Below are 15,095 nucleotides of genomic sequence, written 5' to 3'. Positions count from 1 at the left end.
TCTTTCCTCTCGTTGCGGATTCTTTCGGGTTCATGAGGATGTGCCGGCGTTCCGGGTGAGTTCGCGGGCACGCGCGAGTGCGTTCAGTCGCAGTTCCTGGTAGGTGCGCACGGCCGACTGGTATTGCCGCTCGAGGCGGCGGCCGTACCGCAGGTCCAACTCCCGTGCGGTCTTCGCCAAGCCCGAGGTGTGGGCGCATTGCGCCTCGGTGACGGCGAGTGAGATCTCCTCGCTCCGGGACAGCGGAGGCCTGCGCGAACTGGTCTGCTTGCGCAGGTCAATGGGGCTCGGATAGGGGTGGCCGGCTGCCCGCATGCACGCGGCCCAGGGTTCGACCGCCTCGGTGAACCGCCGATCCGCGATGACCTTTCCCTGGCGGATCGCCGTGAGTGCGTCGACGGTCACTTTCGCCTGGAACCACTCGTGCAGATTGCCGTAGAGCGTCGTGTCGGCCTCCGACTGGCAGCCCTCGGGACTGCGTTGGTACACCATGCCGTCGGGGGTCCTGGCCGTCACCGTCAGGGGGCGGGAACCGTTGGCCGCCGTCAGGGCCGCCGCCCGTCGTTCGGACGGAAGACCGCGGAAATAACGCTGGTTGGCGTCTGTTCTCTTCATCTCGGACAGTTCGTGTTGTATGTCCGAGCCGTATCCGTGTTTCCGGGCCCACGCCACGTCGTCGAGTACGTAAGGAAACTCCCGGGCGTCCGGCACCGGGTTCTCCTTGACCGGCTGGTATGCGAAGCCCTTCCGCTCCATGCAGTCACGCAGCAGGATCTCACCGGCGTCATGCAGAAGACTCACCTCCTGCCGCGACGGCTCACGCGGTGCCTTTCCGGCCACGGCAGTCGAGGAGGACGGCGAGGAATCGGTGAATGTGTGCATGCCGCCTGCCAGGGCGGCCAAGGCCACGGACACGACACCGGCCACGACAAAGGGCCGACGCGCGCCGGGAGTTCGCCGAGATGCCGCCACTGGTTGCCCCCTTTTATCGCATACCGGTAGGTCGCCCGTTCCGGCAGGAAAACGTCGCCCTGGTAACGCCAGCAGATAGTCGCGTGACCGGGCGGCGACCGGCAATGAATTCGATGAGGATGGAAAAGATGAACGGACCGGGACTCGGTGATGCCGACCAGTTACCGCGCAGTGGTGGGGCAACCGGTGTCGGTGAACTGGTTGTGCAGGTAGGCGGAGCGTTCGTGTGGGGTGAGGGGGTCGGTGTCGGCCTGGCAGATGGTGCGGATCGCCTGGTCCGGGTCGGGCAGGTCGATGCTCCACAGCTCGGCGGTGCCGCCGTCGGCGACGGCGAGCGTGCGTCCGTCGGGGCTGAATTCCAGTGTGGTCGGCGTGCGGGCGGGCAGCGTGGCGCGGGGTTGGAGGGTGGCGAGGTCCCACAGCTGGACTCCGCGGAGGCTGCCGGCGGCCAGGGTGCGTCCGCCCGGGCTGAAGGCGAGTGAAGACACCTCGGCGCTGACACGGAAGGTGCCCTGGAGCCGTCCGGTGCGGGTGTCCCAGGTCCTGACGGTCCCGTTGCCGGTGCTCGCGGTGGCCAGGGTGTGTCCGTCCGGGCCGAACGCCAGGGTCAGCGGGGCTGTGGTGCCCGGGTCGATGCTGCGCCGGGGGTGCCCGGTCACGGCGTCGTGCAGAGTGATCCGTTCGCCGGTCGGTGTGATGCGTACGACGGCGAGGGTGCGGCCGTCGGGGGTGAAGGCGACCGTTCTGACGGGCTGGTCGTCGGCGGTGCGGGCGACGTGGAGGTCCCCGGTCCCAAGGTGCCAGATACGCACCGATCCGTCCCGGCCGACGAGCGCGAGACGTGTGCCGTCGGGACTGAAGACGGCCCCGTCGAGGGCGCCCTGGACCCGGCTGTGGCGCAGGCGGCCGGTGGTGACGTCCCTGACCTCGATCCGTTGGTCGCGGAGGGAGGCGCGAAGCGTCCGGGCGGCCAGGCCCTGGCCGGTCGGGCCGAGCGTCACGGCGGCGGGGCGGGGCATCACGGTCGGCGGCTGCGACCCGTGCGGCGCCGGTTCGGTGTCGAGCTTCAGGGCGGATCGGGGGTGGCCGGTACGGGCGTTCCAGAGCTGGATGACCCCGCGGCCCGGCGGACCCGGGCGCACGGTGGCCAGCGTGCGCCCGTCCCGGCTGAAGGCCAGGTCGCTGAGAGAAGTGCCGGTGTGGAGGGTCCGCGGACGGTCGGCGGGCAGACGGTGGACTCGGACGGTGGGATCGAGGTTGCTGCTGGTGATCAGGGTCCGCCCGTCCGTACCGAGGGCCACCGCCATGACCCCGCGGGCGTGATGGCCCGCGGTGACGGTGGACCGCAGGGCGCCGGTGGCGGTGTCCCACAGGCTCACGGTGTCGTTGATGCCCGGGACGGCGAGGGTGCGTCCGTCGGGGGAGAAGGCCACTCGGCTCGACGTGTGGGGGCGGGCGTCGAGGGTGTGCCGGACCTTGTCGGTGGCCACGTCCCGTAACTGCAGGGTTCCTTCGCTGCCGACGTACGCGTAGGTCCGGCCGTCAGGGCTGAGGACCGCCGTGTACGCGTAGGGGTGCGTGCGGTGGTGGCCGGTGGGCCGGGTCCGGCCGGTGGTGGGGTCCCACACCCTTGTGCGTCCGTCGACGGTGACCGCCACGAGGGTGCGTCCGCCCGGGCCGAAGGCGACCGTCTCCAGGTCGGGCAGGCCGGTGAAGTGGTGGCGGGCACGGCCGGTGGTGACGTCCCAGATCCGTACGCCCGTACGAGAGGCGGCTGCCAGGCTGCGGCCGTCGGGACTGAAGACGGCCGCACGCACCGGATGGTCGGGTACGGCGAAGGCGGCGAGCTTCCGGCCCGTTTCCGCATCCCACAGCGCGAGTCGGCCTGTCGTGCCCTCCGTGGTCGTGGCAAGGGTGTGTCCATCGGGGCTGAACGCCGCGACGGACGTGATGCGCTGGTCGGCGAGCGTGCGCAGGAGCCTGCCCTCGGGCAGCTTCCATATCCGTACGGTGCCGTCCGCGCTCTGCGTGGCGAGGGTGCGTCCGTCCGGGCTGAGGGCGAGGGACTGCACGGGTGCGGTGCCGGCGGTCAGCCGCTGGGGCAGCGGTAGCGCGGCGGCGGCATACAGCGCGGCGGTGGCTTCGCGGCTCGGGCTGGTGCGGTAGGCGTGGACGGCGAGCAGTGCGGCAAGGTCGGGTTCGGTGTCCAGCAGGGCTCGGGACTGCGCGGCCAACTGCCGGGACTGGGCGAGCTGTTGGGCGCTGACCGCGTTGTGCCACTGCCTGACCGCGAGGCCGGCGGCGAGGAGGGCGAGGCACAGGGCGGTGGTGACGGCGCCGAGCACCAGCCGATGGCGGCGTCGGCCCCTGTGTGCATGGGCGCGGCCGGCGTCGAGGAAGGCACGCTCCACGTCGGTCAACTCCCCGTGCGGCGCGGCGCCGAGGGCGTCCTGGGCGAGGGCGAGCCGACTGCCCCGGTACAAGGCGCCCGGGTCGCGGTCCAGTTCCAGCCAGGCGTGGGCCGCCTCGGTGAGGCCCCGGTGCACGCGCAGCCGTTCGCGGTCGTCCTCGATCCATCCGCGCAGCCGGGGCCACGCCGTGATCAGGGCCTCGTGGGCCAGCTCGACCCTGTCACCGTCCAGTGTGATCAGCCGGGCCGCGGCCAGCGCCTCGAGCACCTCGGTGCCGTCGCCCGCTTCGGTGCCGGGCAGTTCGGCGCGGTCGACCGGACGGCGGGTGTCGGGCGTGCCGTCCCCCGGGGCGATCAGCCGCAGCAGTATCCGGCGGCAGGCCACCGCCTGGTCGGCGGTGAAACCGTCGTACAACTGCTCGGCGCTCTGGGCGATCGCGCCGTCCAGGCAACCGGCCGCCTCGTAGCCCGCCAGCGTGAGGGTCTTGCCGCGCCGACGGCGCCAGGTCTCCAGGAGTGCGTGGGACAGCAGCGGCAGCCCGGCGGGCGCGTCGGCGACGTCCTTGACCAGCCGGGCGGTCAGGGCACGTTCCACCTTCAGTCCGGCGTGCGTGGCCGGCTTGACGACGGCGTGCCGCAGCTCGGTTGAGGTCATCGCGCCGACCAGCAGGTTGGCGTCGCGCAGAGCGTCGGCCAGGCCGCGGTGCTCGGCGCAGCGGCCGTAGAAGTCGCCCCGGACCGCCAGCAGCACCCGCATGCGGCGCTCGGGCTGCCGGGCGCTGAGCAGCAGGTCGATGAAGCGGGCCCGCTCCGCCGGATCGTGGCAGAGGGTGAAGACCTCCTCGAACTGGTCGACGATGACGACCGTGTCCGCAGCGGCATCCCGGCCTTGAGCCGGGGTGAGCAGAGATGCGTGGGTGCGGGCGGGGCGCTCGCCCGGCGTCAGGATCCGGATCGCGGCAGGCGGTGGGTCCGGCAGGCCGGGACGTCGCAGGGCGGGGGTCAGGCCAGCCCGCAGCAGGGAGGACTTGCCGCTGCCGGACGGGCCGAACAGCGCGGCGACACGGCGGCGGCGCATCAGGTCGACCAGGTCGGCCGTGAGCTGTTCCCGGCCGAAGAAGAGATGGCTGTCACCGGGCTCGAACCGAGCCAGGCCGCGGTACGGGACAAGGGCCCCGTCCTCCTCAGGCGTGCTGTCGGCGCACTCCCGCACGGCCTGCTGCCATCGCGCTTCCCATCGGGCGGCATCACCGCCACAGGCCCGCACATAGGCCAGCACCACCGGCAGCGTCGGCAACACCTCGCCCGCTGCCGCCTGCGACAGCGTCGTCACGGAGTAGCCCGCGCGGGAGGCCAGCGCCCGGTAGGTCATCTCGCCCGCCTCCGCCCGCAGCCGACGTAACTCGAACGCGAACCGCTGCACCGGACCCGCCGCCGGGTCCACCGGCACCTCACGACGCCCCGCCACCCCGTCCACCCCCTCGCACCGCACTCTCCACGAGGACATATACGGCCCGTCATTGTTCGATCGCCAAAACGGTGCTGCCGAACAACGCCCCGGTGACTGGACTCGTTGACGTGCGTGGCGCCCCTGCGCCCGGAACGGACGGCACCCGCCCGCACCGCATCCGCACTCCGACCCACACGTCACCGAAGAGGACGCTGCCCCGGCATGGAATCACCGCCCCCCGCCCCCGCTTCACCAGCACCCCCACCGTCCGCCCCGGAGACAACGCCGAGATCCGCCGTCGCATCGGCGGGGCCGTCGCGGCTGGGCTGGCTGGACGCGTTGCGCGGCCTCGCCGCACTCGTCGTGGTCTTCGACCACGCGTCCTACACGTTCATGGCGGACTTCCGGCGGGAGCTGATGCCGCAGTTCAACACCAGCCGCTACGGGATCATGGTGTTCTTCCTGGTCAGCGGCTACATCATCCCCGCGTCGCTGGAACGCCGGGGCTGTGTGCGCACGTTCTGGACCGGACGGTTCTTCCGCATGTACCCGATGTGGGCGGCAGCCGTCACGGCCCTCCTCGCCGTCAACCTCCTGGGACTGGCCCGGCTGCCCGACCTCGGCGGGCACAGCGCCGCCACGGTGGCCGTCGCGCACGTCACCATGCTCCAGGAGCTGCTGGGCACACCGAGCCTCCTGCTGACCCTGTGGACCCTCTCGTACGAGATGGCGTTCTATCTCCTGGTCGTCGCGCTCTTCACGGTCAACCGGCACCGGCAATCCGCCGCCTTGGCCGTCACGTCGGCCGTGCTGGCCGCCGTGAGCGTGGCGGCGCAGACGGTGCTGCGGCCCTCCGCGCTGTCCGGCACCTTCGGCACCGGCCCGTCGGCCGCTGCCGCCGCGATCGCCATGACGGTCGCCGTCTGCTGCGCGAGCGCCGGCTCACCCGTGCTGCGAAGGTTCGGGGGAGTGCTGGGCGGCCTGCTGGCGCTCGTCCTGGTCGTGCTCAACGGCACGGTCCCGACGTGGGAAGGGCTGGTGATCCTCGCCGTGATGTTCCTCGGTACGGTGGTCTACCGCGCCGAGAGGCAACAGATCAGCCGACGGCTCGCGGCCGGCGCCGCGGTGGTCGTCATCGCCTGTGCCGTGGGCTGCGCGTACCGGTTCGGCGACGGGGACCACTTCACGCGACGCGGCTGGATCGCGGCCTTCGTATTGGCCGTCCTCACCTTCGGCGCCGCACTGGCACTGCGCCACCGGCACATCCCCCGCCCGCTCACCGCGCTGGGAACCATCAGCTACTCCGTCTATCTGGTGCATCCGGTGCTGCTGGCGGTGATCGACCACACCCTCGGCCGCCAACACCGGGACAGTCCAGCACTGCTGGCGGCGTTCTTCCTCGTACTGCTCCCGTTGTGCGCGCTGACCCACCGCTGCATCGAAGCGCCGAGCCAGGCCTGGGGACGCAGGTACGCGCTAACTCGGCGTTGAGCCGGCCTCGTTCTGGCAGTCGTCCAGGGCCCGCAGCGCCTCGGCCGCCGCCTCGCGCACGAAACCGGCGGGGTCCGGTTCCAGGGCCGTGAGCAGGTCGCGCAGCCGCTCCGCTCCCGGAGGGATCGTGTGCGTCTCCTTCACCCAGTGGGCGATGCCTCGGGCGGCGGTCCGGCGCACCCACCCATCCGCGTCGTCCAAGTGCCGTACGAAGAGCGGAAGATCGTCCACGGTGTGGGCATCCGTCGCGAGGTGCGGGTCCAGGAGGGAGAGTGCGGCGGCTCGGACCAATGGGGAGGCGGTTCGGTCCACCAGCTGCCGCAGGCCGGGCAGGGCTTCCGCCAGGCCCGTCAGGACTCTCTCCGCCACCCCGACCAGGATGGGACGGGTGTCGAGACGGGGCACCAGCGCCCGGGCGACCGCCGCGCGCTCCCACGGCCGGAATCCGGTGTCCGCCAGGGCGTCGAGGCCGCGCAGCGCGCCTGCGTACACCTCGGGCGCGGCATGGTCCAGCAAGGGGAGCAGCAGCCACACGGCATCCCAACTGCCCAGCTCGCCGTATGCCGTCGCTGCCGCCGCGAGGATGGGGGCGGGCGTTGCCGGGTCCGTGAGAACAGCGCGCAAGAGCCTCGTGGCGGCTTTGCCACGGACGGATCCCAGAGCAGCGGCGGCCGCCGGCCCCGCCCGCTCGTCGCCCAGCCAGCGTGAGGCCGGCTCCAGCAGCCGTTCGTCGCCGGATCGGCCGAGCCGAAACAGCAGCTGTGTCGCCACCTGCGGGTCCCGTTCCGCTGCCAGGGCATTGAAAACCGCGTCCTGCGCCTGCGGGCGGTCCCTGCTCGCCAGCCGGAAAGCCACAGCACAGCGCACCTCGGACGAGGGGCCGCCTGCCAGATCCTTCACCAACGAGGGCAGCAGCCGGTCGACGTGCCGGTCCGGCAGCATCCACAGGGCGGGCACACGGGCGGCGTCCGCGCCCCACCGGGCCGTACGCACCAACTCCGCCTCGACCTCCGGGTCGTCCTTGAACAAGGAGACCATGGCCCGGGCCCGACCCCAGATGCCGTAGTGAGGATCACCCATCAGCCGCAGCAGCGCGGGAACATCACCGGGCACACCCAACTCCAGCAACCCCTCCAGGGCGTTGATCCGCAGGTGATGGTCCGGATCGCCGAGCAGCCGCGCATAGGCGTCCACGACCTCACGACCGCGCAGCCCGAGCCGAAGAGACGCCAGCGAGGCCTGCCTGCGCACCCACGGATCGTCGTCGGCCATCAGGCCGGGCAAGACCTTGGCCCCAGCTGCGCGGACCCCCAGCCTGCCCAGGCCCACCGCCGCGCCTTCCCGCACCTCGGGCGCGGGGTCGGCGGCCGCCCGCATCAGCACCGCGGCGTGCTCGCTGCCACCGAGTTTCCCGAGCCCCTTCGCCGCTGCCGCCCGTCGCCAGGTGTCGCCCCTCTCCAATTCCCTCAGGAAGAAGGCGACTTGATGGTCCGTCGTCATGAACACCCCGGGAAGTCAGACAGACGAACCGACGGGAGGTTGCGCTGACGGACCCGCTTACGGCTTGGCGCCCGCCGGTGCGGCCTCCCACACGAAGCCGTCCGCGTCGGTGAAGCCGTCGGCGGTGCCACCGAGGACGACGCGATGGGAGCCGGTGCCGTCGGCCGGGACACCGAGGTCCTTGGCGAGGGCCGCGCGCTTGTACAGCGCCAGCTTCACGGGGCTGTTTCCGGTGGAGGCGAACTCGACGTACTTGCCGCCGAAGCTCTTGGCCACGCTCAGGCCCTGACCGACGTAGCACTGCTTGGTGGCCTTCACGTCCTCGACACCGAGGAGGAGGACCACCTCGTCGACCGTGCGGGTGTCGGGGCCGGTGTTCTTCTTCGCCGAGGTCGCGATCTTCCAGATCGTGCCGTCCGGCGCCTGGACGACACCGCCATAGCCCCAGAACGACTTCGAGGCGGGCTTCAGCACGACGGCGCCCGCCTCCACGGCGGCCTCGACGAAGCCGTCGACGGTGGCCGGCTGGGAGACGGTGAGCGCGACCGTGAAGCCGCGGAACCCGGTGGACGGGGCCTGGGAGGCTTGGAGGCGTACGTATTCGTCCACGCCGAACGCGCGGTAGAAGGTGCGGGCGGCGGCCAGGTCGGTCACCTCCAGGGTGACGGACGTGAGAGAGATGCCGGCTGCGGTGGAAGTCTTGGTTGCCATGACCATCACGCTAGAACCGGCATGGGTCCCGGGGCTTCTCCGATCCTGACCGGTTGTCCCGACGGCCGCCGCACCCACCGCCATGGCCGCGTCGATGCGGGGAAACCGTTGAGGCATGAAGCTGATGTCACAACGGCACCTCATGCCTACGACGTTACTGCTGCTGGCGCTGCCGTTCGCGGGGGCCTGCGACGGCGGCGGCTCCGGCGCCCCCCGGGCCGACAGCGCACTGCGTGCGGCCGCGTCCGGGGACGAAGTGCTGATCAGCACGGACAACGGACTGCGGCTGCGCCCGGCCGACGGCGATCACATCACCGTGGACGACCGCATCGACGGGCACTGGTCCCACCACGGAGACCGCTGGACCCTGGACCTGGACTGTGCCGACCGCGACGACCAGAGCTGTCCGCGGATGCCGTACGTCAAGATTCCCGACGGCGCGAAGATCACCGTCACTGCCCGCAACGCCGGCATCGACGTGGTGGACGTCGCCGCCGCGTTGGACGTCACGACCGTCAACGGCGACGTGACGGTGACCCACTCCGGTCGGGAGCACGCCCCGTTGCGTCTGGTCACCCGCAACGGCTCGGTGCGCGCCACGGCCCTTCAGGCAGGCCGACTGCACGCGAGCACCGTCAACGGCGACGTGGTGATGCAGTGCGCTGCCGCGCCCTCCGGTGTGACCGCGAGGACCGTCAACGGCTCGGTCGATGTCACCGTTCCCCGCGATGCCCCGGCTTACCGCGTCACGATGAGCACCGACAACGGGCGTACCGCGACCGATGTCGACGCTCCGGACGCTGACCGAAACCGCCTGATGACGCTGAGTACGACCAACGGTGATGTCACGGCTCGCCGGGACTGAGGCGTGACTGGGCGTCAGTTTCACGTGAAACACCCTGACGTGGTGTTTTAAAGTGACTGTCGCCAGTTTTCCGCGACTCAGGGACCTGTGAGGGGCACGCGAACCATGTCCACCGAAACGTTTGAGTTTCAGGTAGAGGCCCGTCAGCTGTTGCAGCTGATGATCCATTCGGTCTACTCGAACAAGGACGTCTTCTTGCGGGAGCTCGTCTCCAACGCCTCGGACGCGCTCGACAAGCTGCGCCTGGCCGCGCTGCGCGACGACAGCCTCGGCGCGGACCTCTCCGACCTGCACATCGAGATCGACGTGGACCCGGAGGCCCGTACGCTCACCGTGCGGGACAACGGTATCGGGATGTCGTACGACGAGGTCGGCACGTTGATCGGCACCATCGCCAACTCCGGCACGGCCGCCCTCCTCAAGGAGCTGGAGGAGGCCCAGGACGAGGCCGGCGCGGAGGGGCTGATCGGCCGGTTCGGCATCGGGTTCTACGCCGGATTCATGGTGGCCGACGAGATGACCCTGGTGACCCGGCGCCTCGGCGAGAGCGGCGGCACCCGCTGGTCGTCCCGTGGTGAGGGCACGTACTCGCTGGAGAAGGTCGAGGAGGCGCCGCAGGGCACGTCCGTGACGCTCCACCTCAAGCCCGCCGACCCCGAGAACCAGCTGCACGACTACACCTCCCCCTGGAAGATCAGGGAGATCGTCAAGCGGTACTCGGACTTCATCACCTGGCCGATCCGTCTCCTCCCGCAGGCCGGCGACGGCGAGGAGTCGGCCGAGCCGGAGACGCTGAACTCGCGCAAGGCCCTGTGGGCGCGCTCGCGCGAGGAGGTCTCGGCGGACGAGTACCACGAGCTGTACAAGCACGTCAGCCACGACTGGCGCGACCCTCTGGAGACGATCCGGCTCCAGGCCGAGGGCACCTTCGAGTACCAGGCGCTGCTGTTCCTGCCGGCTCACGCCCCGCACGATCTGTTCACCCGGGACTTCCGGCGCGGTCTGCAGCTCTACGTCCGACGTGTGCTGATCATGGACGACTGCGAGGCGCTGCTGCCGCCGTACCTCCGCTTCGTCAAGGGTGTCGTCGACGCGCAGGACCTGTCGCTCAACGTGTCCCGGGAGATCCTCCAGCAGGACCGCCACATCAGGATGATCCAGCGACGGCTGACGAAGAAGGTCCTGTCGTCGGTCAAGGAGATGAAGGCCAACGACCCCGAGAAGTACGCCACGTTCTGGCGTGAGTTCGGTGCCGTGCTGAAGGAGGGGCTGCTCGGCGACCCGGACAACCGCGACGCCCTTCTCGCGGTCGCGTCCTTCGCCAGCACCCATGAGGGCGACGAGCCGACGACGCTCCAGCAGTACGTGGAGCGGATGAAGGACGGCCAGGAGCACATCTACTACCTGACCGGCGAGTCCCGGCAGAGCATCGAGAACTCCCCGCACATGGAGGTGTTCAAGGCCCGGGGCGTCGAGGTCCTGCTGCTGACCGACCCCGTCGACGAGGTGTGGGTCGACGCCGTGGGCGAGTTCGAGGGCAAGCAGCTGCGGTCCGTCGCGAAGGGCGAGATCGACCTCGATGTGCAGGGCGGCGAACAGCAGGACGGCGCGCGGGAGGAGCAGGACGAGAGCTATGCCGGCCTGCTGGAGTGGATGAAGGAGCAGCTGGGGGAGGAGGTCAAGGACGTCCGGCTGTCGACCCGGCTGACCGTCTCGCCGGCGTGTGTCGTCTCCGATGCCCATGACCTCACCCCGGCGCTGGAGAACATGTACCGGGCGATGGGCCAGGAGGTGCCGGTCACCAAGCGGATTCTCGAGCTCAACCCTGATCACGCGCTCGTCCGTGGCCTGCGGCAGGCCTACGCGGAGCAGGAGGACCGCTCGGAGCTCGCCGAGACGGCCCAACTGCTGCACGGACTCGCCGTCCTCGCCGAAGGCGGCCAGCCCAAGGAGCCTGCCCGGTTCGTCAAGCTGGTGGCGGAACGGCTGGAGCGCACGCTCCGCTGAAGAAAAGGTCTGGGCGTCGCCTCAGTGTCCGGCGCGGACCACCGCCAGCCCGCCCACCCGGGTGGTGATGCCCGTCGGTCCGCGTCGGGCCGAGGCGAGCACGCTCGCCGGTCGGCCGAGGACGTCGCCCTGTTCCACCTCGATCTCGAGCGTCTGCGCTCCTGACGTGTCCAGCAGGTGGGCGGCCAGGCAGCCGGTGCTGTTGGCGTTGGCGACGTCCTCGTCGACGCCGATCGCCGGCGCGAACATCCGCGCGGCTCCCGGCCGGCCGCCCGTCGGCGGGACGTACACGAAACAGCCGAGGAGTCCGTACCGCCGGCACGCCGCTGTCAGCGTGCCCAGGTCGGGACGGAGCCGGAACAGCGCCGACCGGTCGTGGACCGGCACCAGCATGCGGGGTGCGCCGGGCGCGGCGATCCGTGGCGCGTCGGTCGGATGCGGATCGTCCGCGGTGAGCCCGAGCGCGGCGACGATCGCCGCGCGCTCGTCCGGCGCCGGGTGACGCAGCGCGACGAGGCCCTGGTCGAACCACACCTCGATGCCGGCGGGGCGGCGGATCGCGGTGGTGTCGAACGTGCGCCCGCCGGTGAGTTGGCGGTCGTGCAGCTCGTCCAGCGTGGTGCGGGTCAACCGGACGGCCTGCGCGGCCACGGTGCCGTGGCCGCAGCCGGACAGTTCGGCGGTGGCGGTGAAGAACCGGACCGGCAGGCCACCGTGCGGCGTTCGCCGCGGGCCGAGGAACGCCGCGTGCGAAGCGCCGGCCGCGGGAGCGACGGCACGCCGATCCGCGTCCGTCGCCGCCGGGTCGTCGTCGGTGACGGCCGTGGGGCTGCCGCCGCGGCCGTCACCTCGTACGCACGCATCGACCACCGTCACATCCGGCCAGGGCATCGGCCCGCCTTTGCCGGGCTTTCTCAACCGGTGCCGTCCTGTATCGGGTAGTGGACGACGACCGCGCCGCCGGTGGCGTAGTGGGCGAAATCGGCGGCCAGGCGCTGGCCGTGCGCCGACGCCCGCGCGGCGGCCATGGCGGCGGCGTCGGCGAAGTCGGCTTCGAAGATCGCGAAGTACGGCGTTTCCCCCTTGGTCGCGGACCCTGGGGAGACGGCCGCCACGTCGAAGCTGTAGCGCCACGCCAGCGGGCCGGGCCAATCCTTGACCAGGGGAATGTGGTGGGTCACGTAGTAGTCGCGGAAGTGGTCAGGGTCGTCGGGTTCGGAATACAGGACCACCAACTTGTGCATGACGACCTCCGTCGCAGGACTGTCGCGTTCGTTTCGAAATCCGAAACGCCAGGCTGGATGCTAGTGTTTCGAATAACGAAACGCAAGGAGAGTCATGTCGACACCGCGCCCAGGAACACCGGTTCGTGGATCGACGACCGGCCATCCCCTCATGGCCGCCCTGGACCTGTTCGGCCGCCGGTGGGCGCTGCGCATTCTCTGGGAACTGCGTGAGGGGCCGCTCGGCGCCCGCGCGCTGCTGGCACGATGCGAAGGGCTGTCGTCCAGCGTCCTCTACCAGCGGCTCCGCGAACTCGTGTCGAGCGGGATCATCGCGCCCTCGGCCGATGGCTACGAGCTGACCCCGCTGGGGGCAGCACTGCGTGATGCCCTCCGGCCGCTCGACGCATGGGCGAGCACGTGGGCGCAGGAGCAGGAACACGACGATCAGCGGCCCACGGAGGCATGAGGGTCACGCTTCACCAGGTGAAGCGGTGACCGCGGGGCGAGGTGCGCCGTGGAAGACCTGGCTGGTGTGCCAGTCGCGGTGGGCGGCGGCGACCGGACGGGTGCCCGGCTGCGGGCCGAGGAGCGGGCGGCCCGCGAGCGCGATGACGTGGTCCCGGGCCGCGGGACTGTGACCGACGAAGCGCTGCGAGACCAGGATGCGATGGCCGTCGCCGACCCCGAGCACACCCTTGTCGAAGAGCTTGTGGTGCAACGAGCACAGGCACAGCCCGTTGTCGACCTCGTCCGGACCGTCGAACGCCCACCAGCGCACGTGCGCCGCCTCCAGCCCGACCGGTGCGGCGCCGATCCGGCCGTCGTACCCGCAGAACGCGCACCGGAACTCGTACGCGGTCAGCACCAGTTCGCGCATCCGCCGACTGCGCTGCCGGCGTACGTCCGAGGGCCGTCCGGTCTCCGCCGGTTCCAGTTCGAGCCCGACGGCCTCGCACACATCGCCGTGGAGGGAGGGCGGGAAGTGCAGATCGAGCAGGACCCGCGCGATACGGGCGAGCAGCGACGGTTCGCGCCGCAGGGCCGCCCGCAGCCCGGGCGCGAGCCGGCCCGCCGCGCCGGTCTCCCGCAGATCCCGCACGCCGCTGCCCGGACTGCCCGGCCCCCGGTCGGTCCGCACCTCCCACACCCCGTCGCTGACGAGGTGGTGGAACGGGTAGGCGGGGGACGTCCTGTGCGGCGGCCCGTACTCGGCCAGCAGCCGCGCCAGGTCCTCCTCCACCGCGCTGTAGCGCAGCTCGCCGTCGGCGTCCGCCTGGAACCGGCCCAACGCGTAGAGAAGAAGCAGCGGCTTGTGCGGTGCCCGCGCACCGCCCCTGCTCCACTGCCGTAGCTGCGCGGTCCGTTCGAGCCAGTCCATGACCGGTGATCGTAATGACGCCGCGACGGTGCCTGCGAGGGGCGTCGGCGAAGTGGTCCCTCGCGGGCACCGGGCGGCGTCAGTCGTCCGGTGGGAGCAGGACGCGGCCCTGCCGGGAGAGTCTTCGCCACTGACTGGGGGTGGTGCCGTAGGTCTGGCGGAAGCGTCGGGAGAAGAAGGCGGGGTTGGTGAAGCCCCAGCTGCGGGCGATGGTGTCGATCGTGCGGTGCGCGTGCCGGGGGGCTGCCAGGTCGGCACGGGCGCCCTCCAGCCGGCGGCGGATGATCCACTTCTCGAGACTGACTCCGCCGTCCTCGCACAGCCGGTACAGCGTCCGTACGGAGGTGTTGTGTGCCCAGGCGATCCGCTGGGGGGTGAGGTCGGGTTCCCTGAGGTGGGCGCGGGTGTAGGCCAGGACACGGGTGAGGAGGGTTTCCCTGCCGACCGTCCGGCGGGTGAGGTCGTCGCCGGCGACGGACACCACCCAGGCTCGGACGAGTTCCACGGTGGCGGAGGCGAGGGCGTCGGCCTCGGGGCCGACGTTGATCTCGTCGGCGATGCGGTGCATGCCGAGCACGTGGTCGATCAGCAGCCGTCCGATGGGACTGTGCTCGAGCGTCGGGATGGATGCGCGGATCGTCTCTTCCGGCAGGCCGAGTCGTTCGGTGTCGAACATCAGGGCCACCGTGCTGCCGAGGCCGGACCACCAGTACTCGTATCCGCCCGGCATGTGGTGCAGGGTCGCGCTGTTCGGGCCGATGCGCCGGCGATGGTCGGCCCAGCCGAACCCGCCGGCTCCCCGGCGGTGGATGTTGATCGCGACGGTGTCCAGCACATCGCGCCGCGCCTGCCGGAGTGAGCGCGTGATGCGCATCCCCGTGCCCTGGGTGTGGAAGAGCGTGAGCGGGCCCAGGTGCCAGAGTTCGAGTCGTTTCCAGGTCGTGGCCTCGTCCCGCTCCTCCTGGACGGAGGAGACGCCGCCTTCACCGGCGGCCACCGCCTCGTAGGCGGCGATCCGGTCACCGAGCCGAAGGTCGTTGGTGTCGAGGACGAGCACGGCGCCTCCCGTTCCGGACGGCGTCCGG

At 71.1% G+C, this 15,095-nt stretch carries 12 protein-coding genes; 4 read left to right on the top strand and 8 right to left on the bottom strand.

Going from position 1 to position 15,095, the window contains the following annotated elements:
• Positions 1-30: 30 nt before the first annotated feature.
• Positions 31-801 carry a hypothetical protein gene (locus ACFUO4_RS02395; RefSeq protein WP_383479036.1) on the bottom strand — a complete coding sequence of 257 codons (771 nt, stop codon included), beginning with the start codon at positions 799-801 and terminating at the stop codon, positions 31-33.
• A 332-nt stretch (positions 802-1,133) separates the two neighbouring features.
• Positions 1,134-4,889 carry a PQQ-binding-like beta-propeller repeat protein gene (locus tag ACFUO4_RS02390; protein ID WP_383479033.1) on the bottom strand — a complete coding sequence of 1,252 codons (3,756 nt, stop codon included), beginning with the start codon at positions 4,887-4,889 and terminating at the stop codon, positions 1,134-1,136.
• 165 nt (positions 4,890-5,054) lie between these two features.
• On the opposite strand from ACFUO4_RS02390, the gene ACFUO4_RS02385 reads away from it, so the two are divergent.
• Positions 5,055-6,323, top strand: coding sequence for an acyltransferase family protein (locus ACFUO4_RS02385; RefSeq protein WP_383479030.1), 1,269 nt, complete (start codon positions 5,055-5,057; stop codon positions 6,321-6,323).
• Here ACFUO4_RS02385 and ACFUO4_RS02380 read toward each other — a convergent pair.
• The gene (locus ACFUO4_RS02380; protein WP_383479028.1) at positions 6,309-7,823 is read right to left on the bottom strand and encodes a HEAT repeat domain-containing protein; all 1,515 of its coding nucleotides are present in this window, start codon (positions 7,821-7,823) and stop codon (positions 6,309-6,311) included. The genes ACFUO4_RS02385 and ACFUO4_RS02380 overlap by 15 nt on opposite strands.
• A gap of 57 nt (positions 7,824-7,880) precedes the next feature.
• The gene (locus ACFUO4_RS02375) at positions 7,881-8,540 is read right to left on the bottom strand and encodes a glyoxalase (protein ID WP_383482231.1); all 660 of its coding nucleotides are present in this window, start codon (positions 8,538-8,540) and stop codon (positions 7,881-7,883) included.
• Positions 8,541-8,676: 136 nt separating this feature from the next.
• Between ACFUO4_RS02375 and ACFUO4_RS02370 the strand changes: the two genes are divergently transcribed.
• Both ACFUO4_RS02370 and htpG read left to right on the top strand, forming a co-directional pair.
• Positions 8,677-9,399 carry a DUF4097 family beta strand repeat-containing protein gene (locus ACFUO4_RS02370; protein WP_383479025.1) on the top strand — a complete coding sequence of 241 codons (723 nt, stop codon included), beginning with the start codon at positions 8,677-8,679 and terminating at the stop codon, positions 9,397-9,399.
• Positions 9,400-9,504: 105 nt separating this feature from the next.
• Positions 9,505-11,406: a molecular chaperone HtpG gene (gene htpG, locus ACFUO4_RS02365; protein WP_383479022.1), complete on the top strand. Its 1,902-nt coding sequence runs from the start codon at positions 9,505-9,507 to the stop codon at positions 11,404-11,406.
• A 21-nt stretch (positions 11,407-11,427) separates the two neighbouring features.
• On the opposite strand, the gene ACFUO4_RS02360 is transcribed toward htpG, so the two are convergent.
• Both ACFUO4_RS02360 and ACFUO4_RS02355 read right to left on the bottom strand, forming a co-directional pair.
• The gene (locus ACFUO4_RS02360; protein ID WP_383479019.1) at positions 11,428-12,297 is read right to left on the bottom strand and encodes a PhzF family phenazine biosynthesis protein; all 870 of its coding nucleotides are present in this window, start codon (positions 12,295-12,297) and stop codon (positions 11,428-11,430) included.
• 23 nt (positions 12,298-12,320) lie between these two features.
• On the bottom strand, positions 12,321-12,650 hold the full coding sequence (locus tag ACFUO4_RS02355; protein ID WP_383479016.1) for an EthD family reductase: 330 nt from the start codon (positions 12,648-12,650) through the stop codon (positions 12,321-12,323).
• A gap of 151 nt (positions 12,651-12,801) precedes the next feature.
• On the opposite strand from ACFUO4_RS02355, the gene ACFUO4_RS02350 reads away from it, so the two are divergent.
• Positions 12,802-13,098: a winged helix-turn-helix transcriptional regulator gene (locus ACFUO4_RS02350; RefSeq protein WP_383479013.1), complete on the top strand. Its 297-nt coding sequence runs from the start codon at positions 12,802-12,804 to the stop codon at positions 13,096-13,098.
• Between the two features lie 3 nt (positions 13,099-13,101).
• Here the strand turns inward: ACFUO4_RS02350 and ACFUO4_RS02345 are convergent, their stop codons facing one another.
• Both ACFUO4_RS02345 and ACFUO4_RS02340 read right to left on the bottom strand, forming a co-directional pair.
• Positions 13,102-14,010: a phosphorothioated DNA-binding restriction endonuclease gene (locus tag ACFUO4_RS02345; RefSeq protein ID WP_383479010.1), complete on the bottom strand. Its 909-nt coding sequence runs from the start codon at positions 14,008-14,010 to the stop codon at positions 13,102-13,104.
• A gap of 79 nt (positions 14,011-14,089) precedes the next feature.
• Positions 14,090-15,067, bottom strand: coding sequence for a helix-turn-helix domain-containing protein (locus tag ACFUO4_RS02340; protein WP_383479007.1), 978 nt, complete (start codon positions 15,065-15,067; stop codon positions 14,090-14,092).
• Positions 15,068-15,095 lie beyond the last annotated feature (28 nt).

This window comes from Streptomyces sp. NPDC057280 (assembly GCF_042668605.1).
GTDB lineage: Bacteria > Actinomycetota > Actinomycetes > Streptomycetales > Streptomycetaceae > Streptomyces.
This window is presented reverse-complemented; position numbering and strand designations above follow the sequence as displayed.